Genomic DNA, 24,619 nt, shown 5'->3' with positions numbered 1-24,619 from the left:
CTTTGGGTGGTCTCTCCTTGGAATCGGCGGCTGGGCTGGGGTGAGCGCAACCCCTCCTGCCCCCCTGGGGCCCCCCGGGGGGCTCGTGCCCCCGCGCCGTCACCGCCCGCCCGCGGGCCGGCCACGGAAAGAAGCCGGGCCATCGGTGCCGGACCGGCAACCTTTCCGTCCTCGGCGGCCACTGAGTGGTGCAACGTCGACTCGATCTACCGGAATTGGATGGGCATGAGGGCAACGAAGCACGCCGACCCGCGGGCGCGGCGAAGGCAAGGACTGATCGTGGGCATTCCGTTGGCAGTGGCGGCCGTCGGCGTGCTGGTGTGCCTGGCCCTCGCGCTCCTCACGGGGAACGGGGGCGGTCCCGGCCCCGACGCCGCGCAACCGGCGGCCGCCTCCGTCGCGGTCACCGAGCCGAGCGCTCCGCCCGGTACCGGTGTCCCGGTCGAAGCCACGCCCTCGGCGTCGCCGTCGCCGGCCACCAGCCCCCCGCCCTCGGCCACCGTCACCCCGTCGCCGTCGGCCACGCCCACCCCCACGCCGCGACCGTCGACCACCACGGCCACGGCCACGGCGTCACCCTCGGCCGCCGCCGGCGGTGCCCGCACGGCACCGGTCACGACGTCCCCGGCCGGGCGGATCAAGCCGGGGTCGAGCTACCCGGGCGTCGCCACGTCCTACGACGCGGCCGACGGCAACGGCGCCTGCTCGTTCGGCCCGTCCGGCGACCTCATGATCGCGGCGATGAACCACACCGACTACGAGTCGTCCAGTGCCTGCGGGGCGTACGTGCTCGTCCGCGCCGCCAACGGGGCGAGCATCACGGTGCGGATCGTCAACGAGTGCCCGCTGCCCTGCGCGCCCGGGCAGCTCGACCTGAGCCACGAGGCCTTCGGCAAGCTCGCGGAGCTGTCGGTGGGCCGGCTCCCGATCACCTGGACGCTGCTGAGCCCCGTCACGGCGCCGGACACCATGTCGATCCGGTACAAGACCGGGTCCAGCCAGTGGTGGTGCGGGATCCAGGTGATCGGCCACCGGAACCCGGTGGCGACGCTGGAGGTGCGGACCGGCGGCGGCTGGCGGCAGCTGTCCCGCACCGACTACAACTACTTCCTCTCCCCCGACGGCAGCGGATGCGGCGGATCGATCAGGGTCACCGACATCTACGGCGAGCAGCAGACCGTCGATGGGCTCGCCGTGAAGCCGGACGTCGTCCAACCGACCCGCGTGCAGTTCGCCCGGCATTGACCGCGCCGCCCGTCTGTCGGCCTGCGGGCGTGACCCTCCGGGGCGGGGACCGCCCCGCCCCGGGAACGGGCACTGCTAGTCTCATGCCGACTGTTAACGTTCACATTGCAGGGAGAGGGCGACCGGGGGAAATGCTCCTCGATGACACGTCCGCGGAATTCCACGACTTCTTCGAACGCCACTACGCCGAACTCGCCCGTCTCGCCCACCTCCTGACCGGCGAGACGGACGCGGCGGACGATCTCGCCGCGGACGCCCTGCTCGCCCTGTGGCAACGCTGGGACCGGCTCCGTGCGGCCGACCACCCGCTCGCCTACGCCCGCGGAGTGGTCGCCAACATGGCCCGGGCCCGGATCCGCAGCGCGGTCCGCGAACGGCGCCGCGTCCTGCTGTTCTGGACCCGGAGCCCCGAGAAGACCGACGGACCGGACGTGGCCGCCGTGCTGGACGTCCGTGCGGCGCTCGCCCGGCTACCGTTCCGCAAGCGGGCGTGCGTGGTGCTACGGCACGCCTTCGACCTCTCGGAGAAGGACACCGCCGCGGCGCTGGGCATATCGGTCGGTACGGTGAAGAGCCAGACCTCAAAGGGGATGGCCGAGCTGGAGAGAGCACTCGGCGCACGAGCGGTCGGCGAACTGACGGCAGGAAGGAGGAACCGGTGAACGAGCACATCGCCCGGCAGCTGCGCGAGGCCGCCGAGGCCCACCACCCCGACCCCGCACGGATGCTGGCCCGCGTGCAGCGCGGCGCGGCCGGTCCCGCCGTCCGTCACCGTGCGCGGTCGGGCCTGCGGTCATGGCCCAGGGTCGCGCTCGCGGGCCTCGCCACCGCCGGCGTCCTGGCCACCGGCGGACTCGCCGTGGCCGCCATCGTCCGGACCCCGCCGCCGTCGGACACCGCCACCACCGCACCGGCCGCCCCCTCGCCGACGATCACGTCGACGCCGACGCGGTCCGCTCCCCCGACCGCCGCCCCGGCACCGGCCCCGGCGACCACCACGCCGCCCACCGGCACCCCGGTCGGCCCTCGCCCGACCCCGTCGGCGAGCAGCCGGGCCCAGAACGGCCCGCTGTGGTCGGAGGGGTCGGTCGACCCGCACAGCAGCGTCTACTGGGCCCAGAGCAACCTCACCCTCAGGACCACCCAGCCGCTCACCTCGCTCACGGTCGAACTGCGCGTCGCGCAGACCGGCGACGTGCGCGACACCGGCAACTGGCGGACCCTGCCCGACGACGACTTCACCGTCACCGTCCAGGAGACCGGCGGCGCACTGGTCTACCGCTGGGTGCTCAAGCCGGGCCGTTCCGTCCCGGCCGGGCAGCACGAGTTCGCCGGCCAGTACAACCACGCCACCGGCGTGCGCACCTCCGCGAACGACGGCTACCGCATCGACGCCCAGTCCGCGGGTGGCTCCGCGTCCGTCTGGGGAGGCTTCCCCCCGGGCCGGTGACGGCTGGACGGTTTCTCCGGAAGCGGCCCGTGTGAGCGTGCACACGGGCCGCTTTCCGGCCTACGTGCACGCTCACACAGCAGCCTGCCGGTTCGCGCATGGGCTCCGCGTTCCTCCCGCCGGATCGGGGAGGAACGCCGCCGAAGGCTGTCCGCGCTCCCCTTCGCGGACGCGAACGGGGCGCCCGCTCGACTGAGCGGGCGCCCCGAACCGGCCCGGACTCCGGCCCGCCGGATCACTGCCGGACGCACCTCACGAAGGCACCTCACGAAGGCACCCCACGAAGGCACCTTGCGAAGGCACCTCGCGGGCCGTCGGTCAGGCGCCGACCAGCTCCTTCTCGGTGGCGAGGGAGTCCGGAGCCGCCGAGGTGGCGGGCCTGCGCATCCCCTTGAGCAGGACGACCACTGCCGTGGTGACCACCGTGCCCGCAGCGACCGCGATCAGGTACAGGAACGGGCTGCCGATCAGCGGAAGCACCCAGATTCCGCCGTGCGGTGCACGCAGGGTGGAGCCGAAGGCCATCACCAGGCCACCGGCGGTCATGCTGCCGACCATGTTCGCCGGGATGACCCGCAGCGGATCGGCCGCCGCGAACGGGATCGCACCCTCGGTGATGAACGACGCGCCGAGCACCCAGGCAGCCTTGCCGTTCTCCCGCTCCTCGGGGCTGAACAGCTTGCGCCGGACGACGGTCGCCAGGGCCATGCCGAGCGGCGGGGTCATGCCGGCGGCCATCACGGCAGCCATCACCTTGAGGCTGCCGGCGTCGGGGGTGGTGCCCGCGGCGGTGAGCGCACCGGCCGCGAAGGTGTAGGCGACCTTGTTGAGCGGGCCGCCCATGTCGAAGGCCATCATCGCGCCGAGCAGCAGACCGAGCAGGATCGCGTTGGAGCCGGAGAGGCCGTTCAGCCAGTCGGTCAGGCCGTTCATCGCCGAGGCGATCGGCGAGCCGACCACCACGAACATCAGGAAGCCGACCACCGCCACCGACAACAGCGGGATCACCACGACCGGCATGATGCCCCTGACCGCCCGCGGCACGTTCCAGCGGATCATCCACAGCACCAGGAAGCCCGCGACCAGGCCTGACACCATGCCGCCGAGGAAGCCCGCGCCGACTGCCACCGAGACGGCACCGCCGGCGATGCCGGCCGCCAGTGCTGCCCGGTCCGCGATCGCCCAGGCGATGTATCCGGAGAGGATCGGGACCAGGAAGCCGAAGGAGATCTTGCCGGTCTGGAACAGCATCGCCGCCCAGCTGTGCGAGGAAGTCCAGTCGAAGTGGCCCAGCACGGACGGGGCGGAGGCGATCTGGTAGCCGCCGATCGCGAAGGCGAGGGCGATCAACAGTCCACCGGCCGCGACGAAGGGAATCATGTAACTGACGCCCGTCATCAGGTAGGTGCGCAGTCGCTGGGCCCAGTGCTCGCCCGCCGGTGCCTTCGGTGCGGCGACCCGGTCTGCGGCGGTACGTGCGCCGCTGCCGACCCCGGCGACCAGCCCGGCGGCCTGCGCGATGAGGTCGTCGGCGCGGTTGACGGCAGCCTTCACGCCCACGTCCACGGTCGGCTTGCCGGCAAAGCGGGCGCGGTCCCGGACCTCGACGTCATGGGCGAAGATCACCGCGTCCGCGGCCGCGATCACCTCGGGGGCCAGCAGCGTCGTCCCGGCCGAGCCCTGGGTCTCGACCTGGATCCGCGCGCCGACCCGGGCGGCAGCCAGTTCCAGGGCCTTGGCGGCCATGTAGGTGTGGGCGATGCCGGTCGGGCAGGAGGTCACCGCGACCAGCCGCAGCCCGCCCTCGGTGACCGGCTCCTGAGCGGTGACCGGCTCCTGAGCGGCGGCCGGCTGCGGGGTAGCCGCCGGTGCCTCCTCGCCGTTGATCAGGGCCGCGACCGCGCCCGGGCTCTCGGCGTCGCGCAGGGCACCGGTGAAAGCGGGGTCCATCAGCCTGCGGGCCAACGCGGCGAGGATCTGCAGGTGGGTGTCGTCCGCGCCGGCCGGTGCCGCGATCATGAAGACCAGGTCGGCGGGCCGTCCGTCCGGGGCGTCGAAGTCCACGCCCCTGGCGCTGCGGCCGAAGGCCAGGCTCGGTCGCGTGACATGGGGTGATCTGCAGTGCGGGATGCCGATGCCGTCGCCCATCCCGGTCGGGGCCTGGTCCTCGCGGGCGGCGACGTCGGCGAGGAAGGCCTCGAGGTCGGTGACCCGGCCCTCGGCGACCAGCCGCTGGGCGAGGGCGCGAAGCGCTTCGCTCTTGTCCTGGGGGGCGAGGTGGAGATCAACGAGTGCGGGTGTGATCAGTCCGCTGGTGTCGCTCATCGTGTCGGTCCTTCGACTGGTGCCTGAGAGTGTTCCCTTGCCCCCGGGAATGGTCGCCCTTCCGTCCCACACGGTCGGGCGTGGTGCCTCCGGCAGGAGGCGCCGGACGTTCGCCTGCGCGGTGCCCGCTCGGCCTGCTGGGTCGCAGTGGCCGCGCCGGCGCCGCGTTCGACGTCCGTCCGTCGGTGCCCTCCCACCGGGAGGGCCGTTCTCAACCGCGAAGCGGTCGTTCGAGCGGAATGTCCGCTGTCACGACCACGACGGCCGGGTCCAGGTCCGCCGGGGTCGGCATGACGCTCCCCGGCAGTTGTACGGCGGCGGCGCCGTGCGCCAAGGCCGCCGCGAGTGCCCCGGGGCCGGTGCCACCGGCTCCGAGGAAGCCCGCGAGTGAGGCGTCGCCCGCGCCCACGTCGCTGCGTACGGCGGCGACCGGTGCGCTGCCGTACCAGCTGCCCTCCTCGGCGATCAACAGCATCCCGTCCGCGCCGAGGCTGGCGAGGACCTGCTGGGCGCCGCACCTGCGCAGCTCCCCGGCCGCGTCCACGGCGTCGCCGACGGTGGCGACCCGGCGGCCCACGGCCTCCGCGAGTTCCTCCCGGTTGGGCTTGACCACGTCGGGGCGGGCCGAGAGCGCGGCGACCAGCGCGGGACCGGAGGTGTCCAGCGCGATCCGGGCACCGCCCGAGTGCACCTGCGCGACCAGCTCGGCGTACCACTCGGGCGCCAGTCCGCGCGGCAGGCTGCCGCAGCAGGCCAGCCAGTCCACGCCGGTCCCGGTGCCCTGTCCGGTGTGCTGGGCGTCGCGGACGCGGGCCAGCAGCGCGGCCGACTCGGCGGCACTGAGCTCGGGGCCCACCGCGTTGATCTTCGTGAGGCTGCCGCCGTCCTCGGCGATCGAGACGTTGATCCGGGTGTCGCCCGAGATCGCGACCGCCGCGACGTCGATGCCCTGGCGGCGCAGGAGGTCGGCGAGCACCTGCCCGGATGCGCCGCCCAGGGGGAGCACGGCGCTGGTGCGGTGTCCGGCGACCGTGAGCGCGCGGGAGACGTTGACGCCCTTGCCGCCCGGGTCGAGCCGGTCGTGCCCGGCTCGGTTGACCTCGCCCAGGGCGAGCGTTCCCAGCTCGTAGGTGCGGTCGAGGCTGGGGTTCGGGGTGATGGTGACGATCATGCGCGGATGACTTCCGGTCCGTGGTTCTCGATCTCGGCGGCCTGCTCGTCGGTCAGTCCGGTGTCCGTGACCAGTACGTCCACCTGGTCCAGCGAGCCGAACCGCGCGAAGTGGCGGGCGCCGTACTTGGAGGAGTCGGCCACCAGGACCACCCGCCGGGCACCGGCGAGCATGGCCCGTTTGACGGCCGCCTCGGCGAGGTCCGGCGTCGAAAGGCCCCCCTCCGGGGAGAAGCCGTTGGTGGCGACCACCGCGACGTCGGCGTGGATGTCGGCCAGGTCGCGCAGTGCCCAGGCGTCGACGGCGGCCTGCGTGCGGTGGCGCAGCCGCCCGCCGACCAGGTGGAGGGCGAGCTCCGGATGGTCGGCCAGCCGGGCTGCGACCGGGAGAGCGTTGGTGACGACCGTGAGGGCGCAGTCGGCGGGCAGCAGGCCGGCCAGCCGGGAGACGGTCGTCCCGGCGTCCAGGATCACGCTGCCCTCGCTGGGCAGCAGGGCCAGGGCCGCCTTGGCGATGCGCTCCTTCTCGGCCGCGGCGGTGGAGTCCCGTTCGGCCAGGCCGGGCTCCAGGTGCAGGGCGCCGGCGGGCAGCGCGCCGCCGTGCACCCGATGCAGCAGACCGGCCCGGTCCAGAGCGCTCAGGTCACGCCGGATGGTCTCCTGCGTGACGCCGAAGTCCTCGGCGAGCGTCGGCACGTCCACCCTGCCCAGTTCCTGGACAAGGCGGAGGATCTGTTGCTGCCGCTCGGGTGCATACATGTGGGTTTGCGTCCGTTTCATGTCCGTTCACGCCTGACGAGGCCCGACCATACGCGCTCGGACCGAAAAAGCAAGAGCTCGTTCAGCCTCCGGTTCGCCAGCGACGGACTGCCCGAATGTGTTGACATCCCTCGGTAACCGGGCGTAGAACCAATCGAAACAACACGCCAACGGGCGTGAAACCACGAACTGCCCGGTCTTCGCCACTGCCCCCGTACCGCGAAGACCCGGGCACGAACACGGTGGCCCGCGCTTCACCCTCCGCGCGGGCCACCGTGCCCAACTTCCCGCCGATCCGGCTCCCACCCGGACCGGCGATCGTCCCCCGAGGAATCCCGATGCACTCGATCCAGGTCACCGTCGGCACCGAGAGCGGCCTGCACGCCCGCCCGGCGTCCCAGTTCGTCCGGGCTGCCGCCCTGCAGCCGGCCAAGGTCACCGTCGGCCGCCCGGGCCAGACCCCGGTCGACGCCCGCAGCCTGCTCTCCGTCCTCGCCCTGGCCGCCGGCCGCGGCGAGACCCTCGAGCTCACCGCCTCCGGCGACGGAGCCCAGGACGCACTCAAGGCGCTCGCCGACCTGCTCGCCTCCGACCTCGACGCAACGGCATGAGCCGCCCGATGCGCGGGATCGGCGTCGGCCGCGGCAGTGCCGCAGGCCCCGTCGCCCGGATGGCATCCGCACCGACGCTGCCCGCACCGAGGCCTGTCACCGACCCTGCGGCCGAGGCCGAGGCCGTCCGCGCCGCCCTCGGCGCGGTCGTCGCCGACCTGGACGAGCGCGCCGCCCGCACGAGCGGCCCCGGCTCCGAGGTGCTCGCCGCCCAGGGCATGATGGCCGCCGACCCGGCCCTCGCCGACCGGGCGGCCGCCCTCGCCGAGCAGGGCACCGACGGCGCCCACGCGCTCGCCGCCGCCTTCGACGGCTTCCGCACCGCGCTGGCCGCCGCCGGCGGGTACTTCGCGGAACGCACCGCCGACCTGGACGACCTGCGCGACCGCGCCGTGGCCCACCTGCTCGGTCTGCCCGTGCCCGGCCTGCCCGACCCCGGTCACCCCTACGTCCTGGTCGCCGACGACCTGGCACCCGCCGACACCGCCCTGCTCGACCCCGAACGGGTGCTGGCCCTCGTCACCGTCCGCGGCGGGCCGACCAGCCACACCGCCATCCTCGCCAAGGCGCTCGGCCTGCCCGCCGTGGTCGGCTGCGCCGGCGCCGCGGCGCTCCAGGACGGCCGGCAGGTCCTGGTGCACGGCGCGGACGGCGTGGTCGAGCCCGATCCGAGTCCGGAGGCGGTCGACCGGGCCGGCGAGCACGAGCGCCGTCGCCGCGAGCGGCTGGCCGGATTCCGGGGACCGGGCCGGACCGCGGACGGCCACCCGGTCACGCTGCTGGTCAACCTCGGCGCGCCCCACGAACTGGCCGGCGCGGCCGCCGCCGATGCCGAGGGCGTGGGCCTGTTCCGCACCGAGTTCCTCTTCCTGGACCGCATCGAGGCACCGGGCCGCGCCGAGCAGGCCGCCGCCTACCGGAAGGTCTTCGCGGCCTTCGCCGGCCGCCGTGTCATCGTCCGCACGCTCGACGCGGGCGCGGACAAGCCGCTGCCCTTCGCGAGCTCCACCGACGAGGAGAACCCGGCGCTGGGCGTCCGCGGTCTGCGGACGGCCATCCGCGACCCGCAGCTCCTGGAGACCCAGCTCGCCGCGATCGCCCAGGCCGCCGAAGACAGCACCGCGCAGGTCTGGGTGATGGCCCCGATGGTCTCGATCCCGCGTGAGGCCGCGGAGTTCGCCGCCCTGGTCCGCGCACACGGACTGCCGCAGGCCGGCGCGATGATCGAGGTCCCGGCAGCCGCCCTGCGGACCGACCGGCTGGCCGAGTTCTGCGACTTCTTCAGCATCGGCACCAACGACCTGGCCCAGTACGCCTTCGCGGCCGACCGGACGCTCGGCACGCTCGCCGAGCTGCTCGATCCCTGGCAGCCCGCCCTGCTCGGACTGGTCGCCACCGCCGCCGCATCCGCGGCCGAGCACGGCCGTCCGATCGGCGTCTGCGGCGAGGCCGCCGCCGACCCGGCACTCGCCCTCGTCCTGGTCGGCCTCGGGATCACCAGCCTGTCCGCCGCACCCGCCTCGCTACCCGAGGTGCGGGCGGCGCTGGCCGCCCACACCCTCGCGCAGTGCCGCGAACTCGCCGAAACGGCCCTGCTCGCCGACGACGCCGCCACCGCGCGCAGCACGGTCCGGTCGCGCATGACGGGACACTGATCCGCTCCTCCGACATCGGGCGGTCGTCTCGTCCTCCCTCAAGCGGTCGGCCCGACATTCCCACGGGGTGACAGGATCCGCGGGCACCGTGCCCCGCCCACGACCGGATGCGGTCGCGCCGTGGACGGCCGCACGGCGTTCTTACGACAGTGCTTGACCAGTGGGAGCGCTCCCACTGTGCGGGATCCCCGTGAGCCGGTCAAGAGGCTTGAAGAGTCGAACACTTCCGCTCACCAATCCCGGCAACTCCTCTTTTCCTTTGCGGCAGTTGGCGCTACGGTCAGTGCCCACCAGTGGGAGCGATTCCGTCAGTCGACGTGCCGGGAGCGGCGCGTCCTCGCTGCAAGGAGTCGCTCATGCGACACCCCCCACCCCTCACAGCGCTGTTCGGCGGCGCGGTCCTCGCCCTGGTGAGTGCCGTGTCCGCCGCGGCGGGTGCGGGCCCGGGCACTGCCGCTCCGTTCGGCTGCTCCGTGGACTACTCCACGGTCAACCAGTGGGCCGGCGGCTTCCAGGCCTCCGTCGTCATCACCAACAACGGTGCACCGAGCAGTGGTTGGAGCCTCGGCTTCCACTTCACCGGTGGCCAGCACCTCACCCAGGGCTGGGGCGCCACCTGGTCCCAGTCCGGCACCGACGTCACGGCCACGAACGAGAGCTGGAACGGCTCGCTCGGGACCGGCACGAGCGTCACCCTCGGCATCATCGCCTCCTGGTCCGGCGCCAACCCCGACCCGGCCGGGTTCACTCTCAACGGCCTTGCCTGCTCGACCGGTTCGGGGTCATCCCCCGGCCCGACCGACACCCCGACCCCGACCAGCACCCCGACCTCGACCAGCACCGCGACCCCGACCACCACCCCTGCCCCGACCGCCGGTGCGCCCGAACTGAGCGTCAGCGGCAACCGGTTGACCGACCCGAGCGGCGCCACCCGCCGCCTGCTCGGCGTCAATCGCTCCGGCGGTGAGTTCATGTGCGTCCAGGGCCACGGCATCTTCGACGGCCCGGTGGACGACGCCGCCGTCCAGGCCATCGCGGACTGGAAGGCCAACACCGTCCGGATCACGCTCAACGAGGAGTGCTGGCTCGGCCTGGACGACATCCGGCCCGAGTACCGGGGCGCCGCCTATGTCGACGCCGTCAAGGAACTGGTGACCCGCGTCCTCGCGCACGGGATGACCCCCGTGGTCGAACTCCACTGGACGTACGGCCAGTACACCGGCAACTCGGCGGGCTGCCCGGACGTGCACGCCTCCTGCCAGAAGCCGATGCCGGACGCCCGCTACGCCCCGGCGTTCTGGACCTCGGTGGCGAACACCTTCAAGGACGACCGCCGGGTGGTCTTCGACTTGTTCAACGAGCCCTACCCGGACCGGGCCACCGCCACCACCGAGCAGGCCTGGGCCTGCTGGCGCGACGGCGGCACCTGCCCGGGCATCGGCTACGAGGTGGCCGGCATGCAGGACCTCCTCGACGCCGTCCGCGCCACCGGCTCGCGCAACGTCGTGCTCGTCCCCGGCATCGCCTACGCGAACGACCTGAGCGGCTGGCTCGCCCACGCCCCCTCGGACCCGACCGGCGATCTGGCCGCCGCCTGGCACATCTACAACTTCAACTCCTGCGCCGACGAAGCCTGCTGGACCTCCACCCTGGCCCCGGTCGCCGCCCGGGTCCCGCTCGTGGCGGGCGAGATCGGCGAGAACACCTGCGGACACGCGTTCGTCGACCGCGTCATGAAGTGGTCCGACGACCGCGGGCTCTCCTACCTGGGCTGGACCTGGAACACCTGGGACTGCTCCTCGGGCCCCGCCCTGATCAGCCGCTACGACGGCACTCCCACCGCCTTCGGCCTCGGACTGCGCGACCACCTGCGCGCCCTCGACGGACACTGAAAGGGACCCCCACCATGAGCCGCACCACCCCCACCCGCACCACGCACACGCACACGCACACCACCGTCAACCGGTTGCGCAGCAGCCGGACCGCCCTGCTCGCCGCCCTCGGCCTGCTCACCGCGACCGGCGCCACCGCCACCGTGCTGTCCACCTCGGCCGGCGCCGCCGCGGCCGGCTGCCGGGTCGACTACCAGGTCTCCAACCAGTGGGACACCGGCTTCGGCGCCAACGTCGTCGTCACCAACACCGGTGACCCGCTGAGCTCGTGGACGCTGGAGTGGACCTTCGCCGGCAACCAGCAGGTCACCCAGGGCTGGAACGCGACCATCAGCCAGTCCGGGGCCGCCGCCACCGCCCGTAACGTCTCGTACAACGGCAGCCTGACGACCGGCGGTTCCACCTCCTTCGGCTTCAACGGCTCCTACAGCGGCACGAACCCGGTGCCCACCGCCTTCAAGCTCAACGGCGTGCTCTGCAACGGCGCCACCACGACGCCGACCCCCACTCCCACCGGCACGCCGACGAGCACTCCCACGGCCACGCCCACGGGCACCCCGACGGGCACACCCACCACCCAGCCCGGCACCCGCGTCGACAACCCGTACGCCGGCGCGAAGGTCTACGTGAACCCCGAGTGGTCCGCGCACGCCGCCGCCGAGCCCGGCGGCGCCAAGGTCGCCGGCCAGCCCACCGGCATCTGGCTGGACCGGATCGCCGCCATCGCCGGCGCCAACGGCAGGATGGGGCTGCGCGCCCACCTCGACGAGGCGCTGCGCCAGAAGGGCAGCGGCGAGCTCGTCGTCCAGCTGGTGGTCTACGACCTGCCCGGCCGGGACTGCGCCGCCCTCTCCTCCAACGGCGAACTCGGTCCGACCGAGATCGACCGGTACAGGACGGAGTTCATCGACCCGATCGCGGCCATCCTCGCCGACCCCAAGTACGCCGGCCTGCGGATCGTCACCACCGTCGAGCTCGACTCGCTGCCGAACCTGGTCACCAACACCACGCCGCGTGCCACCGCCACTCCCACCTGCGACGTGATGAAGGCCAACGGCAACTACATCAAGGGCATCGGCTACGCCCTCAAGAAGCTCGGCGCCATCCCCAACGTCTACAACTACGCCGACGCCGGCCACCACGGCTGGCTCGGCTGGGACGACAACCTCGGCGCGTCCGCCGAGCTGTTCAAGCAGGCGGCGACCGCCGAGGGCTCCACCGTCGCCAACGTCCACGGCTTCATCGTCAACACCGCGAACTACAGCGCGCTCAAGGAGGACAACTTCACCATCGACGACAGCGTCAACGGCACCTCCGTCCGCCAGTCCAAGTGGGTGGACTGGAACCGGTACGTCGACGAGCTCTCCTACGCGCAGGGGCTGCGCACCAAGCTGGTCTCGCTGGGCTTCGACCCCAACCTCGGCATGCTGATCGACACCTCGCGCAACGGCTGGGGCGGCGCCGCCCGGCCGGCCGGTCCCGGGCCGCGCACCAGCGTCGACGCCTATGTCGACGGTGGGCGCTACGACCGGCGGCTGAACACCGGCAACTGGTGCAACCAGGCGGGCGCGGGCCTCGGCGAACGGCCGCAGGCTGCCCCGGCGCCGGGCATCGACGCGTACGTCTGGATGAAGCCTCCGGGCGAGTCGGACGGGGCCAGCAAGCAGATCCCGAACAACGACGGCAAGGGCTTCGACGGGATGTGCGACCCGACGTACACCGGTAACCCGAGGAACAACAACCACATGTCCGGTGCGCTGCCGGACGCGCCGCTGTCCGGCGAGTGGTTCTCCGCCCAGTTCCAGGAGCTGCTGAAGAACGCGTACCCGGCGCTGTGACACGGCGTTGAGCACCCCCGGCCGTCCGGAGCCCCGCGCGGCTCCGGACGGCCGGCCGGTCAGGAGGACTCCCGCACCACCAGCTCCGTCGGCAGCACCAGGCGGGACGGCTCGGTGTCCTCCCCCGCGATCTGCCGCAGCAGGAGCCCGGCCATCGTGCGGCCCATCTCCTCGATCGGCTGGCGGACGCTGGTCAGCGGCGGGTCGAGGTGGCGGGCCACCGGCGAGTCGTCGACGCCCACCAGCGCGACGTCGCCGGGCACGTCCAGGCCTCTGGCCCGCAGGACGGCGAGGGCGCCGACCGCCATCAGGTCGGAGGCGGCGAACACCGCGTCCACGTCGGGGCAGCGCTCCAGCAGCTCGCGCATCGCCCGGCGGCCGCCGTCCTCCGTGAAGTCACCGGTGGCGACGAGGTGTTCGTCCGCCGGCAGGCCGGCCGCCGCCAGCCCCTGGCGGTAGCCGGCCAAGCGGCCGTGCGCGGCGTCCATGTCCAGCGGGCCGGTGATGGTGGCGATGCGACGGCGCCCACGCCCGGCCAGGTGCTCCACCGCCGAGCGGCCCGCGCCCACGTTGTCGGAGTCGACGTACGCCACCGGCTCCTGCGGCGAACGGCGCCCGTTCAGCACGGCCGGCAGGCCCAGCGCGCGCACCTGGTCCGGCAGCGGGTCGTCCCGGTGGACGGAGACCAGCAGCACGCCGTCCACCCGCTGCGCGGCGAGGTACTGCTCGAAGCGCTGCCGCTCCTGCTCGGTGCGGATCAGCGTGAGCAGCAACTGCTTGTCCGCCGCGCCGAGTTCGGCACTCACCCCACGGATGATGTCCAGGAAGTACGGCTCCGCGAACAGCCGCGCCTCGGTCTCCGGTACGACCAGCGCGACCGCGTCCGTCCGGCTGCCGGCCAGCGCCCGGGCCGCCCGGTCGGGCACGTAGCCAAGCTCCGCGATGGCCCGGCCCACCGCCTCCCTCGCCTGTTCACTCACCCGCGACGAGCCGTTGATCACCCGCGACACCGTGCCGCGCCCGACCCCGGCCCGGGCCGCGACCTCCTCCAGGGTCGGCCTTCCGGTCTGCCGTCTGCTCACTGCCCCCGTGCCCTCCGTCGCCGCCGTCGGTCTCGCGCCCGCTTGGCAGAGGATCGTAGATCACCGGGGCGCGGCACCGCCATGGCTCGGCCGCGTTCAGGAAGTGACGGTGGCGTGCCAACGGCGGTGCGCCTGAGGGCAATTCGACTTCACCTCTTGACACCGGATCAGCTGAGGCAGGAACCTTCCGACATGGCGTGGGAGCGCTCCCATGCCTCCATGGGCCACCACCGGCGAGCCCACGTACCACCCCCGGACGACACCACCCCCGGACGAGGAGAGTGGAATGCGCACCACCGGCACCACCACCACCAGACGTCGACGCCTCACCGCGCTCATCGCCCTGGCCGCGGGCACCGCCCTCCTGGCCGGCTGTGGCAGCGGCGGCGGCACCGGCACGAAGGCCGACGGCGCAAGCGGCACCGTCACCCTGCGGATCGGCACCTTCGGATCCTTCGGCTACGACAACGACACCGGCGCCAAGCTCTACGCCGAGTACGAGAAGCTGCACCCCGGCATCAAGATCGTCGAGTCCAACGTGGCCGACGGCCAGAAGTACTGGGACACGCTCAAGCTGCGACTCTCCCGGGACAGCGGACTCGCCGACATCCAGGCCGTCGAGGTCGGTTACATCGCCGAGGCCACCGGGCCCGCCCTGGCGGGCAAGTGGGCGGACCTCGGCAAGACGGGCGGCGCGGACCTCGGCGCCTTCCTGGACTGGAAGGTGAAGCAGGCCACCACGGCGGACGGCAAGGTGATCGGCCTCGGCACCGACATCGGCCCGATGGCCATCTGCTACAACAAGGACCTGTTCGCCAAGGCCGGACTGCCGACCGACCGCGCGCAGGTCGGCGCGCTCTGGGCCGGCAGCTGGGACAAGTTCCTCGAAGCCGGGCGCGCCTACCAGGCGAAGGCCCCCGAGGGCACCGCGTTCCACGACTCCGCCAGCGGCCTCTTCAACGCCGTCGTCTCCAGCGAGCCGGTCCAGTACGCGGACGCCAAGGGCGAGTTGGACTACCGGAACAGTCCCGGGGTGAAGCAGGCCTGGTCCGTCGCCACCAGCGCCGCCACCGGCGGACTCACCGCCAAACTGCGGCAGTTCGACGAGAAGGGCACCTGGAACGCGGGCTTCAAGAACAACAGGTTCGCCACCGTCGCCTGCCCGAGCTGGATGACCGGGATCATCAAGGACCAGGCCGGCCAGGAGAACCAGGGCAAGTGGGACATCGCCCCCGCCCCGGTCGCGGGCAACTGGGGCGGTTCCTTCCTGGCCGTCCCGAAGTCCGGCCCGCACGTCAAGGAGGCCGCCGAGCTCGCGGCCTGGCTGACCGCGCCCGCGCAGCACGCGAAGGTCTTCGGCGTCAACGGCAACATCCCCTCCACCAAGGAGACCCTCTCCTCCCCCGCCGTCCGGAACGCCACCCTGCCGTTCTTCGGCGACACCCCGGTCGGCCGGATCTACTCGGAGGCCGCCGCCGGCATCAAGGCCGTCCCGATCAGCCGCTGGGACGGCCAGGTGAAGACCTTCATCACCGACAACGGCATCCTCGACATCGAGCAACGCGGCACCGATCCCGCGCAGGCGTGGGCCAACGTCAACAAGCTGATCGACGACAAGATCCAGAAGTAGTCACGGTGGACCTCATCGCCCCCAACACCCCATCAATCAGGCCGCGTTGGCGCAGCAGGCTGTACCGCTGGGACGTCCGCGCCGCGCCGTACGCCTTCGTCGCGCCGTTCTTCCTCTGCTTCGCGGCCTTCGGCCTCTTCCCGCTGGTCTACACCGGCTGGCTCTCCCTGCACCGGGTCGAGCTCGGCGGCGAGGCCCAGTGGCTCGGCCTGCGCAACTACACCGCCCTGTGGGACAGCGACTTCTTCTGGAACGCGCTCGGCAACACCTTCACCATCGGCGTGATCTCCACCGTGCCGCAGCTGCTGCTCGCCCTGGGCCTGGCCCATCTGCTCAACTACGAGATGCGCGGCCGGGGTTTCCTGCGGGTCGCGGTGCTCGCGCCGTACGCGACCTCGATCGCCGCCGCGACGCTGGTCTTCGCCCAACTGTTCAACAGCGACTACGGCCTGATCAACACCGTGATCGGCTGGGCGGGATTCCACCCGGTGGACTGGGAATCCTCCAAGTGGCCCGCGCAGATCGCCATTTCGGTGATCGTCACCTGGCGCTGGACGGGCTACAACGCGCTGATCTACCTCGCCGCGATGCAGGCCGTCCCGCAGGACCTGTACGAGGCGGCGGCACTCGACGGAGCCTCCCGGGCCCGGCAGTTCCTCAGCGTCACCATCCCGTCGATCCGCCCGACCATCCTGTTCACCATCGTGGTGTCCACCATCGGCGCCACCCAACTCTTCGGCGAGCCCATGCTGTTCGGCGGCAGCCTGGGGGTCAGCGGCGGCAGCGGCAACCAGTTCCAGACGCTCAGCCTGCTGATGTACGAGAAGGGGTGGGTGACCGGGGCGCTCGGCCAGGCCTCCGCGATCGCCTGGGTGATGCTGCTGCTCCTGCTGTCCGTGGGCGCCGTACAGGCGCTCGTCGTCCGCGTCCGTCACCCTCGCCGGAGGGGCTGAACCATGAGCACCGCATCCACGACACGCACCCGGTGGCGTCCGTCCGCCGGGCGCCAGCACCACGCCGGGCCGCTGACCTACGTCCTGCTCGGGCTCGCCGCCCTGGTCTCGCTCTTCCCGCTGTACTGGAACCTGGTCGCCGCCTCGCACTCCGGCGAGCGGGTGGTCGAGGCACCCGCGCCGCTGCTGCCGGGCCGGCACCTGTTCGACAACCTGGCCTTCGCCTGGAACCAGGTCGACATGGGCCGGGCACTGGTCAACACCACGGTCGTGGCCGGCCTGGTAGCCCTGTCCACCGTGCTGTTCTCCACCCTGGCCGGGTTCGCCTTCGCCAAACTGCCCTTCCGGGGCCGCAACGTGCTGCTCGCCCTCGTGGTCGCCACCATGACCATCCCGCCCCAGCTCAGCGTCATCCCGCTGTACGAGATCATCACCGACCTGGGCTGGGTGGACCAGCTGCAGTCGGTCGTGCTGCCCTCGCTGGTCGCCGCGTTCGGAGTCTTCTTCATGCGCCAGTACCTGGTCGAAGCCCTGCCGGTGGAGCTGGTCGAGGCCGCCCGGGTGGACGGCGCGCACAGCCTGCGGATCGTCTGGCACGTGGTCTTCCCGGTGGCGCGGCCCGCCATGGCCGTCCTCGGCATGCTGGTCTTCGTCCAGGCCTGGAACGACTTCTTCTGGCCCTTCATCGCCCTCACCCCGGAAGGCAACCCCACCCTCCAGGTCGCGCTCGCCGGCCTCGGATCGGGCAACCACAGCGTCGACCAGGCGATCGTGCTGACCGGCGCCCTCATCTCCACCGTGCCGCTGCTACTGGTCTTCGCACTGCTGGGCAAACACATCGTGGGCGGCATCACCGCCGGCGCCGTCAAGAACTGAACCTCCTCACCCCCGGGAGCAGCCCGTGCCCCTTCCCCCCGCCAGCCCCCTCACCCCTGCCACGACCCCACCCCCCGCCACGGCCCTGCCCCGCTTTCCGGCCGGGTTCCTCTGGGGCGCGGCCACCTCCGCCTACCAGGTGGAGGGCGCCACCGCCGAGGACGGCCGCACCGCCTCGATCTGGGACACCTTCTGCCGCACCCCCGGCAAGGTCTTCCAGGGGCACACCGGCGACGTCGCGGCCGACCACTACCACCGCTTCCGCGAGGACGTCCGGCTGATGGCCGAACTGGGCCTGACCGCCTACCGTTTCTCCGTCTCCTGGCCGCGCGTCCAGCCCACCGGCCACGGCCCGGCCGTCCAGCAGGGCCTGGACTTCTACCGCCGCCTCACCGACGAGCTGCTCACCGCCGGGATCACCCCCGTCGCCACGCTCTACCACTGGGACCTCCCGCAGGAGCTGGAGTCGGCCGGCGGCTGGCCCGAACGCACGACCGCCGAGCGGTTCGCCGAGTACGCCGCGCTGGTGGGCGAGGCCCTCGGCGACCGGGTCGAGCACTGGACCACCCTCAACGAGCCCTGGTGCAGCGCCTTCCTCGGCTACGGCTCCGGCGTCCACGCCCCCGGCCGCACCGACCCGGTGGCCGCCCTGCGGGCCGCCCACCACCTCAACCTCGGCCACGGCCTGGCCGTCACGGCACTGCGCGGCGTGCTGCCCGCCGCCGCCCGTCTGTCGGTCGCGCTCAACCTGCACGCACTGCGCCCGCTCACCCCGTCCGCCGCCGACCAGGACGCCGTGCGCCAAATCGACGCCGTCGGCAACCGGGTCTTCCTCGGCCCGATGCTGGAGGGCGCCTACCCGAAGGACCTGCTCGCCGACACGGCCCACCTCACCGACTGGACCTTCGTCCGCCCCGGCGACGAGGCCGCGATCCACCAGCCGCTGGACTGGCTGGGCGTCAACTACTACACGCCCACCGTCGTCTCGGCAACCGCCGAGGGCACCGCCCCCGCCCGCGAGGACGGCCACGGCGCCGGCGCCGGTACCCCCTGGCCGGGCGCCGACCGGGTCGGCTTCCACCCGGCCCCGGGCGAGCTGACCGCGATGGGCTGGGCCGTCGACCCCACCGGCCTGCACCAGCTGCTGACCGGACTGGCCCGACGCCACCCGAGCCTGCCACTCATGGTCACCGAGAACGGCGCGGCCTACCACGACGAGATCGGCGAGGACGGCACCGTCGACGACCCGGAACGCACCGCCTACCTCCACGCCCATCTCGCGGCCGCCCACCGGGCCGCAGCCGACGGCGCGGACCTGCGCGGCTACTTCGCCTGGTCCCTGCTCGACAACTTCGAGTGGGCGTACGGCTACGACAAGCGCTTCGGCCTGGTCCACGTCGACTACCCCACCCAGACCCGCACCACCAAGTCCAGCGCCCGCTGGTACGCCCGCGTCGCCCGCACCGGCGAACTGCAGCCGCCGACCGGCTCCTAGGAGCGCAGCGTCGAACGCCTCGTGACAGAGTTGGCCGGTGCCGGGCAGACCACCCGGCACCGGCCGCGACGCGCTCAACGGCGACCCGCCCCAGGAGACCCCGGCCGTCGCCCGCGGCCGCCTGTGCCACACCCCGTGACAGACCGTTCGCCGAACGGTGGACAGAGAGCAGGCGTCCTTGAACCAGCCCCCGACCCCCACGTCCGGCGGTCTGTTGATCATCGGCAGTGCCGCCCCGGCCGACACTCCCGGCGCCGGCCTGTCCACCGTCGGCTACGACGCCACCGGCACCATGGGTCTCCTTCGCACCCTGCCGGTCGACCGTCCGTCCTACGCGGCTGTCGACCCGACCCGCGCGGTCCTGCACGCCGTCCTGGAACAGAAAGCCGGGCAGGTCCTCTCCCTCCGGATCGATCCCCGCACGGGGACCCTCAGTCTGCCCGCCACCACCATGAGCGGTGGCATGGGCCCCTGCCACCTCGCGGTCCACCCCAGCGGTTCACACCTCTTCGCGGCCCACTACGGCGACGGCGTCCTCTCGGTCATCCCCACCGGCGCCGGCGACGCGGTCGCCGCCGCCGAGCCGGTGCAGACCGTCCGCCATCCCGGCCGCGAGGCCTCCGGCGAACTGCGCACCACCCCGCACGCCCACATGGCAGCCCCCTCGCCGGACGGACGGTTCCTCCTGTGTACCGACCTGGGCACCGACCGGGTCTACGTCTACGCCTTCCATCCGGCCACCGGCCGGCTCAGCGCACACCGAACCGTCCGACTGCCGGCCGGACGTGGCCCCCGGCACCTGGCGTTCCACCCGTCGGCAGGACACGTCTACGTCCTCAACGAACTCTCCTCCACCCTCACCGTCTGCACCTGGGACGCACTCTCCGGCCGCCTCGAACCCACCGCCGAGCTTCAGACGCGCCGGGATCCGGGTGCGCCGAACGCCAACCAAGCCGCCGCCGTCCGGGTGTCCGCGGACGGCCGCTTCCTCTACACGACCAACCGCGGCGACGACGCGATCGCCGTGCACGCCCTCCACGACGACGGGGCGGCCGTCGAGCTGATCGACGTCACCGCCTGTGGCGGGTCCTGGCCCCGCGACATCGCCCTCACCTCCGACGGGCGGCTCCTGTTCTGCGCCAACCAGGGTTCCGACACCCTGACGGCCTTCCACCGCAACCCGGCCTCCGGTCATCTGACCCCCGCCGGAGAGCCCCTCGTGATCACCGAACCCACCTCCGTCCTGCCGATCGGCCCCTGACCGGTGGAGGCGGCCGGCCCCGGCCCCGGACGGGGCCGGGCCGCGCCATGTCAGTAGCCGTAGATCATCTTGTAGGCGACCTCGGGTAGGAACTGCCCGGCGGTCGATCCGGCGCCGCCACCGCAGTTGCCGTCGGACTCGCCGGGCACCTTGATCCACAGCAGCATCTCGGCGCCGCCACCCCGCTGCGTGGGCGTCCCGATCCTCCTCCCCGCCGGGTTGCACCACGCGCCGTTGGAGCCGTTGCCGTTGCGGCTGGTGTCGACGACGTAGGGCTTGGTGAAGCCCTTCGCGGACTTCAGGGCCGCGTTGACGGCGTTGCCGTAGGCGACGTTCTCCGTCGTGGTGAGGTAGTTCGACACGTTCAGCGAGAACCCGTGCGCTCCGCTCACCCCGGCCGCGGCCAGGTGCTGGGCCATGGTGTCGGCGCTCAGCCAGCCGGGGTTGCCGGCGTCGAGATAGACCCAGGTGTTCGGGGCCTTGGCGTTGAACTGCGCGATGGCGTTGCTCAGCAGGGCGTTGCGCTCGGTGATCTGGGCCGGGGTCATGCAGCTCTCGTCGCCGAGCGAGTCGGGTTCGAGGACGACCACCGCGGGCCGGTTGCCGATGCCGCCGGCGAAGCCGGCGATCCAGGTCCGGTAGTCCGCGGCGCTTCCCGCCCCGCCGCCGGACTGCCCGGCGCAGATGTCGCGGTTAGGGATGTTGTACGCCACCAGGAGGGGCAGCTCGCCCTTGGCGGCGGCCGCGCCGGCGAAGGAGCCGGTCGCCGTCCCGATGGTGCCGCTCCAGTTGCCGAACCAGCGTGCCGTCGGCACGTCGGCGATCGATGACCGGACGGCGGGGGCGCGGCCGTCGCCCGGGTTGGCGTTGACCCACCGACGCGCGGAGGAATCGGGGTCGACGTAGAAGCCGCTGGTCATGGTGGTGGGGTCGGCGGCGTGGGCGGTCCCGGGGTGGACCGCGACCACGAGGGCGCCCAGCACCGGGGCCAGGAGCAGGGACCGCGTACGGAGCGAGCAGCGCATGGTGTTTCTCCACGGGGTGGGGGTGGGGGCGGGCGGGGCTCCCGGTGTCGTCGTCCTTGGAGCCCGTGTGGCCGTCCGGCCCGGTCCGGCTCCGCGCGCGTGGGCGGAGCCGGGACCGGGTCCGGGGCCGGGTCGGGGGCCGGGTCGGGGACCGAGCCGGAGCGGGTGGGCCGTCAGTTGCCCGGGTTGACGGTCGGGAACAGCTGGGCGAAGGTGTCGAAGGCGGTGGCGATGTCCGCCTCGGCCCAGAACCGGTGGTAGGTGAAGGTCGGCGCGGCGCCGCCGTCGAGGTAGGTCTGCACCTTGGACCATTGCGGGTCCTTGGTGTACCAGGGGCGGATCGACAGGAAGGTGTTGCTCGCCGAGCTGATCCGGGTGCCGTCCGGGTAGCTGCCGGTCCAGCCGGGCGGCACGTACAGGCCCTGGTGGGTGGTCGGCGAGTAGGCCTGGGTGAAGCGGCTGTAGTCGGCGCGGGTCTCGGCGGCCGAGTAGCCCAGGCCGTCGGTGTACCTGGCGTGCAGGGTGTCCAGGATGTTCTGGGCGAACTTCTGGGCGCTGCTGCTACCGGACTTGGCCGCGTAGTACGCGAGGGTCTTGGCGAGCGAGCCGGCCACGCCGACGTCGGTGCTGGTGCCGCTCGCGACGACGTGCAGGCCCGCGTTGCTTCCGGGGCTGGTGGCGTTCCAGGTGTCGGGCGCGCCGGTCCAGGTGAGCTTGTCGGGGGTGGTCAGGGTGCCGGTGGCCCGGTCGGCCCGGGAGACGGACATCGCCCACGGGATCCACTTGTCGAGGATGCCCTTCGCCCGGGTGTCGCCCGTGGCGTAGTAGTACTCGGCGAAGCGTTCCATCGACCAGGTCTGGAACCCGAACCACTGGTTGGAGGCGGGGTCGTGGTACTCGGGCTGCCAGTCGTAGTACAGGCCGTAGAAGGTCGGGTCGCCCGCCGGCGGTGCCGCGTCGTCGCCGTAGTTCCCGCCCCAGCTGTTGGTGGCGCCGCCGGCGATGCCGCCCTCGGTGGACTGCAGCCACTGGAAGAACTGGAGCTGCTTGTCCAGGCTGCCCGCCCAGTCGGTGGCGGCGCTCGGCGAGAGCGGCTTCAGGCCGGGGTCGTTGGCGAGCACCCACGCGGCCATCGGGTTCTGGTAGCCCTGGTGGGCGGCGGAGCCGGAGATCCGCCACGACCAGCTGCCGTCGGCCGCCCCTCCCCAGGCGAAGTACCAGGTCAGCAGGCCGAGTTGCTCGTTCGCCTTGGAGGTCCCGCCGGGGCAGGTGGTGGAGCCGAGGCAGTTGCCCGCCTGCTTGAAGTACTTGTCGTAGAGCGAGTAGCGCAGGTAGTCGCCGAGCTTGGCGGCCTTGGCGAGGGTCGCGGTGATGGCCGCGCTCTTGCCCTGCAACGTGGCGAACTGCTCCGCCCAGTAGGCGGCCTGGACCAGCCGGGCGTCGGCGTCGGGCGCGTCGGTGTACTTGTACTGCTTGCTGAAGGAGCCGCCGCCGTCGTTGAACAGGCTGAGGAAGCCGGAGCTGCTGTTGCCGTACGTGAACAGGTCGCAGTCGGGCTGCGGCACCGTCTCCCAGACCGACTCCTCCGGGCCGCGCTGGAAGGTGTTGATCAGGCTGGGCTTGCTGGTTCCGTCCTCGCACTGCCCGAAGCCGTACTTGTTGTCGGCGTCCAGCAGCCAGGCCGGGGCGTAGATGTCCGAGCTGCCGTAGGCCCGGCCCAGCTCCGCGGAGAGCGGGTCGGTGCCGACCGGTACACCGCCGTTCAACTTGGCCGGGTACTGGTCCGGTTGGGCCTTCTCGGGACCGTACTGGCCGGGCTTGGCCGGATTGTAGGTGCTCTGACCGGGCTGCTGGGCGTGACTGGGGATCAGGTGGGCCTCCAGGTTGGTCCAGGCGTTGTTGAAGCCCGTCCAGTCGCCGGTCACCCGGCCGTAGTCGGCCTCCAGCCACAGCCAGTAGCTGTAGGTCTCGGAGGTGGTCTCGTGGCCGTAGTCGGGAGCCTCCACGATCAGGGTTTCCACCGCGTGGTACGGGATGCCCTGCGGGCTGAAGTACCCGTTCGCCGGGTTCTTGAGCTTGCTGTAGAGGTCCAGGAAGTACTGGTCGTAGCCCGAGGTCTTCGCCGCCTCGGTCACCGTGACGGCGCCGGGGCCGAAGCCGGCCGCGGAGGCGGTGAAGGTGGCGGTCCCACCGACCTGCCCGGCATCGGTGCCGGCCGCGATGGTGACGGTCTGCGGGACGTTCCAGTTCCCGGGGGTGAAGGTGAGGCCGGCGCCGGATGTCACGCTCAGGTCCGGGTCGTTGCCCGAACGGTCCACCGTGACCGTGGTGTTCGCGGTCGGCGCCTGGGAGAGAGCGACGGTGAAGGTGCCGGTGCTCCCCTGCTGGACGGCGAGCGTGGCCGGGCTGACCAGGACGCTCGGCCCGGCCACCTTGATCGCGACCGGGCCGGAGGTCGTGGTGGCGCCGGCGTCGTCGGTGGCGACGGCGGTGACCGAGTAGTCGCCCGCCGCCACGTTCGCCCAGTCGACGCCGTACGGCGCGGTGACGGCGGTGCCGATCAGGGTGTTGGCGGCGGCCGAGGTCGAGGCGTAGAAGTCCACCTTCGAGACGGTGCCGTCGGCGTCGGCCGCGTCGGCGGCGAGCTTCACGGTGGAGCCCGGGGTGAAGGTCTGCCCGGCTGCCGGGGAGGTGAGCGAGACGGTCGGCGGCCGGTCGGCGCCGCGGCAGGGGGTGCCGTTGACGGTGAAGCCGGTGGGGGCGGTGTTGGCGGCGCTGTAGGAGAAGTTGGCGCTGGTGGTGTAGCCGGCGCCGGGGGCGATGGTGGTGGCGTAGCCGGGGTTGGTGACGGTGACGGTCTGTCCGGTCTGGCTCCAGGTGCCGTTCCAGCCGTTCTGGAGGGTCTGGTTGCCGGTGTAGGCGTAGCCGAGGGTCCAGCCGTTGATGGCGGTGGTGCCGGTGTCGGTGATGGTGATGTTGGCGGTGAAGCCGCTGCCCCAGTCGTTGACGGCGTAGCTCACGCCGCAGGACAGCCCGGCGGTCGCCGCCGCGGTGGGCACCGTGACGGCGCCGCCCGCCGCACCGACCAGGACGAGCGCGGTGGCCGTCGCGGTGAGAGTGAGCGGGTTGCCCCTGGCACGCAGGGTTTCGCGTCGCATGCGCGTCCTCCAGATGGGTGGGGTACCGCCACGCGGGTGGGGACGCGCGGCGGACGGAGGTGCTGCGAGCGATCGTGGGCTTGCGCGCCCGGCTTGGGAAGCGCCCGCAGGGCCCGGCGACGCCGGCCGGCGGGCCCTGCGGGGCCGGACAACGGCGGCGACCAGCGCGGAGCCGCGTCCCGGTGGCAGTGGGC

18 protein-coding genes are annotated in these 24,619 nt (G+C 72.6%); 12 read left to right on the top strand and 6 right to left on the bottom strand.

What is annotated here, in order from left to right; translation table 11 throughout:
- The first annotated feature begins 225 nt into the window (after positions 1-225).
- From ACZ52J_RS39930 to ACZ52J_RS39920, 3 genes are all read left to right on the top strand, one after another.
- A complete protein-coding gene (locus ACZ52J_RS39930; protein ID WP_465626014.1) occupies positions 226-1,245 on the top strand; it encodes an expansin EXLX1 family cellulose-binding protein in 1,020 nt (339 codons plus the stop codon).
- A 131-nt stretch (positions 1,246-1,376) separates the two neighbouring features.
- Positions 1,377-1,907: a SigE family RNA polymerase sigma factor gene (locus ACZ52J_RS39925; RefSeq protein ID WP_465626012.1), complete on the top strand. Its 531-nt coding sequence runs from the start codon at positions 1,377-1,379 to the stop codon at positions 1,905-1,907.
- Positions 1,904-2,695 carry a hypothetical protein gene (locus ACZ52J_RS39920; RefSeq protein WP_465626010.1) on the top strand — a complete coding sequence of 264 codons (792 nt, stop codon included), beginning with the start codon at positions 1,904-1,906 and terminating at the stop codon, positions 2,693-2,695. Before ACZ52J_RS39925 ends, ACZ52J_RS39920 begins: the two co-directional genes overlap by 4 nt.
- Positions 2,696-3,013: 318 nt before the next feature.
- On the opposite strand, the gene ACZ52J_RS39915 is transcribed toward ACZ52J_RS39920, so the two are convergent.
- The 3 genes from ACZ52J_RS39915 to ACZ52J_RS39905 all read right to left on the bottom strand — a co-directional run bounded on the left by ACZ52J_RS39915 (position 3,014) and on the right by ACZ52J_RS39905 (position 6,949).
- Positions 3,014-5,020 (bottom strand): PTS fructose transporter subunit IIABC, encoded by a 2,007-nt coding sequence (locus tag ACZ52J_RS39915; RefSeq protein ID WP_465626008.1) that lies wholly within the window; start codon positions 5,018-5,020, stop codon positions 3,014-3,016.
- A gap of 211 nt (positions 5,021-5,231) precedes the next feature.
- Positions 5,232-6,191, bottom strand: coding sequence for a 1-phosphofructokinase (gene pfkB / locus ACZ52J_RS39910; RefSeq protein ID WP_465626006.1), 960 nt, complete (start codon positions 6,189-6,191; stop codon positions 5,232-5,234).
- The gene (locus ACZ52J_RS39905; RefSeq protein ID WP_360508141.1) at positions 6,188-6,949 is read right to left on the bottom strand and encodes a DeoR/GlpR family DNA-binding transcription regulator; all 762 of its coding nucleotides are present in this window, start codon (positions 6,947-6,949) and stop codon (positions 6,188-6,190) included. The genes pfkB and ACZ52J_RS39905 overlap by 4 nt, the downstream gene beginning before the upstream one ends.
- 338 nt (positions 6,950-7,287) lie before the next feature.
- On the opposite strand from ACZ52J_RS39905, the gene ACZ52J_RS39900 reads away from it, so the two are divergent.
- From ACZ52J_RS39900 to ACZ52J_RS39885, 4 genes are all read left to right on the top strand, one after another.
- Positions 7,288-7,560 carry an HPr family phosphocarrier protein gene (locus tag ACZ52J_RS39900; RefSeq protein ID WP_360508138.1) on the top strand — a complete coding sequence of 91 codons (273 nt, stop codon included), beginning with the start codon at positions 7,288-7,290 and terminating at the stop codon, positions 7,558-7,560.
- Positions 7,557-9,215 (top strand): phosphoenolpyruvate--protein phosphotransferase, encoded by a 1,659-nt coding sequence (gene ptsP / locus ACZ52J_RS39895; protein WP_465626003.1) that lies wholly within the window; start codon positions 7,557-7,559, stop codon positions 9,213-9,215. The genes ACZ52J_RS39900 and ptsP overlap by 4 nt, the downstream gene beginning before the upstream one ends.
- A 356-nt stretch (positions 9,216-9,571) precedes the next feature.
- Complete coding sequence (locus tag ACZ52J_RS39890; protein WP_465626001.1) at positions 9,572-11,107, top strand: cellulose binding domain-containing protein; 1,536 nt, start codon at positions 9,572-9,574, stop codon at positions 11,105-11,107.
- 14 nt (positions 11,108-11,121) lie between these two features.
- A complete protein-coding gene (locus tag ACZ52J_RS39885; protein ID WP_465625999.1) occupies positions 11,122-12,945 on the top strand; it encodes a glycoside hydrolase family 6 protein in 1,824 nt (607 codons plus the stop codon).
- A gap of 59 nt (positions 12,946-13,004) precedes the next feature.
- Here the strand turns inward: ACZ52J_RS39885 and ACZ52J_RS39880 are convergent, their stop codons facing one another.
- Positions 13,005-14,027 (bottom strand): LacI family DNA-binding transcriptional regulator, encoded by a 1,023-nt coding sequence (locus ACZ52J_RS39880; RefSeq protein WP_465625997.1) that lies wholly within the window; start codon positions 14,025-14,027, stop codon positions 13,005-13,007.
- Between the two features lie 286 nt (positions 14,028-14,313).
- Here ACZ52J_RS39880 and ACZ52J_RS39875 point away from each other — a divergent pair, with 286 nt between their 5' ends.
- The 5 genes from ACZ52J_RS39875 (at position 14,314) to ACZ52J_RS39855 (ending at position 20,242) form a co-directional block, all read left to right on the top strand.
- Entirely contained in the window at positions 14,314-15,657 is a 1,344-nt protein-coding gene (locus tag ACZ52J_RS39875; protein WP_465625995.1) for an ABC transporter substrate-binding protein, read from the top strand.
- A gap of 5 nt (positions 15,658-15,662) precedes the next feature.
- Positions 15,663-16,610, top strand: a complete 948-nt coding sequence (locus ACZ52J_RS39870) for a carbohydrate ABC transporter permease (RefSeq protein ID WP_465625993.1) — start codon at positions 15,663-15,665, stop codon at positions 16,608-16,610.
- Positions 16,611-16,613: 3 nt separating this feature from the next.
- Complete coding sequence (locus ACZ52J_RS39865; RefSeq protein WP_465625991.1) at positions 16,614-17,486, top strand: carbohydrate ABC transporter permease; 873 nt, start codon at positions 16,614-16,616, stop codon at positions 17,484-17,486.
- Between the two features lie 25 nt (positions 17,487-17,511).
- Positions 17,512-18,981 carry a GH1 family beta-glucosidase gene (locus tag ACZ52J_RS39860; protein ID WP_465625989.1) on the top strand — a complete coding sequence of 490 codons (1,470 nt, stop codon included), beginning with the start codon at positions 17,512-17,514 and terminating at the stop codon, positions 18,979-18,981.
- Between the two features lie 178 nt (positions 18,982-19,159).
- Complete coding sequence (locus ACZ52J_RS39855) at positions 19,160-20,242, top strand: lactonase family protein (RefSeq protein ID WP_465625987.1); 1,083 nt, start codon at positions 19,160-19,162, stop codon at positions 20,240-20,242.
- 50 nt (positions 20,243-20,292) lie between these two features.
- On the opposite strand, the gene ACZ52J_RS39850 is transcribed toward ACZ52J_RS39855, so the two are convergent.
- Together ACZ52J_RS39850 and ACZ52J_RS39845 are read right to left on the bottom strand one after the other, a co-directional pair.
- Positions 20,293-21,267, bottom strand: coding sequence for a glycoside hydrolase family 6 protein (locus ACZ52J_RS39850; RefSeq protein ID WP_465625985.1), 975 nt, complete (start codon positions 21,265-21,267; stop codon positions 20,293-20,295).
- Between the two features lie 173 nt (positions 21,268-21,440).
- Positions 21,441-24,425 carry a glycoside hydrolase family 48 protein gene (locus ACZ52J_RS39845; protein ID WP_465625983.1) on the bottom strand — a complete coding sequence of 995 codons (2,985 nt, stop codon included), beginning with the start codon at positions 24,423-24,425 and terminating at the stop codon, positions 21,441-21,443.
- Between the last annotated feature and the right edge of the window lie 194 nt (positions 24,426-24,619).

It is taken from the genome of Kitasatospora sp. NPDC034035, assembly GCF_055575755.1.
This window is presented reverse-complemented; position numbering and strand designations above follow the sequence as displayed.

What these genes read in the sequence shown, in the direction of transcription:
- ACZ52J_RS39930 (WP_465626014.1), top strand. Translation starts at nt 226, where the DNA reads ATGAGGGCAACGAAGCACGCCGACCCGCGGGCGCGGCGAAGGCAAGGA.
- ACZ52J_RS39925 (WP_465626012.1), top strand. Translation starts at nt 1,377, where the DNA reads ATGCTCCTCGATGACACGTCCGCGGAATTCCACGACTTCTTCGAACGC.
- ACZ52J_RS39915 (WP_465626008.1), bottom strand. Translation starts at nt 5,020, where the DNA reads ATGAGCGACACCAGCGGACTGATCACACCCGCACTCGTTGATCTCCAC.
- pfkB (WP_465626006.1), bottom strand. Translation starts at nt 6,191, where the DNA reads ATGATCGTCACCATCACCCCGAACCCCAGCCTCGACCGCACCTACGAG.
- ACZ52J_RS39905 (WP_360508141.1), bottom strand. Translation starts at nt 6,949, where the DNA reads ATGTATGCACCCGAGCGGCAGCAACAGATCCTCCGCCTTGTCCAGGAA.
- ACZ52J_RS39900 (WP_360508138.1), top strand. Translation starts at nt 7,288, where the DNA reads ATGCACTCGATCCAGGTCACCGTCGGCACCGAGAGCGGCCTGCACGCC.
- ptsP (WP_465626003.1), top strand. Translation starts at nt 7,557, where the DNA reads ATGAGCCGCCCGATGCGCGGGATCGGCGTCGGCCGCGGCAGTGCCGCA.
- ACZ52J_RS39890 (WP_465626001.1), top strand. Translation starts at nt 9,572, where the DNA reads ATGCGACACCCCCCACCCCTCACAGCGCTGTTCGGCGGCGCGGTCCTC.
- ACZ52J_RS39885 (WP_465625999.1), top strand. Translation starts at nt 11,122, where the DNA reads ATGAGCCGCACCACCCCCACCCGCACCACGCACACGCACACGCACACC.
- ACZ52J_RS39875 (WP_465625995.1), top strand. Translation starts at nt 14,314, where the DNA reads ATGCGCACCACCGGCACCACCACCACCAGACGTCGACGCCTCACCGCG.
- ACZ52J_RS39865 (WP_465625991.1), top strand. Translation starts at nt 16,614, where the DNA reads ATGAGCACCGCATCCACGACACGCACCCGGTGGCGTCCGTCCGCCGGG.
- ACZ52J_RS39850 (WP_465625985.1), bottom strand. Translation starts at nt 21,267, where the DNA reads ATGCGCTGCTCGCTCCGTACGCGGTCCCTGCTCCTGGCCCCGGTGCTG.
- ACZ52J_RS39845 (WP_465625983.1), bottom strand. Translation starts at nt 24,425, where the DNA reads ATGCGACGCGAAACCCTGCGTGCCAGGGGCAACCCGCTCACTCTCACC.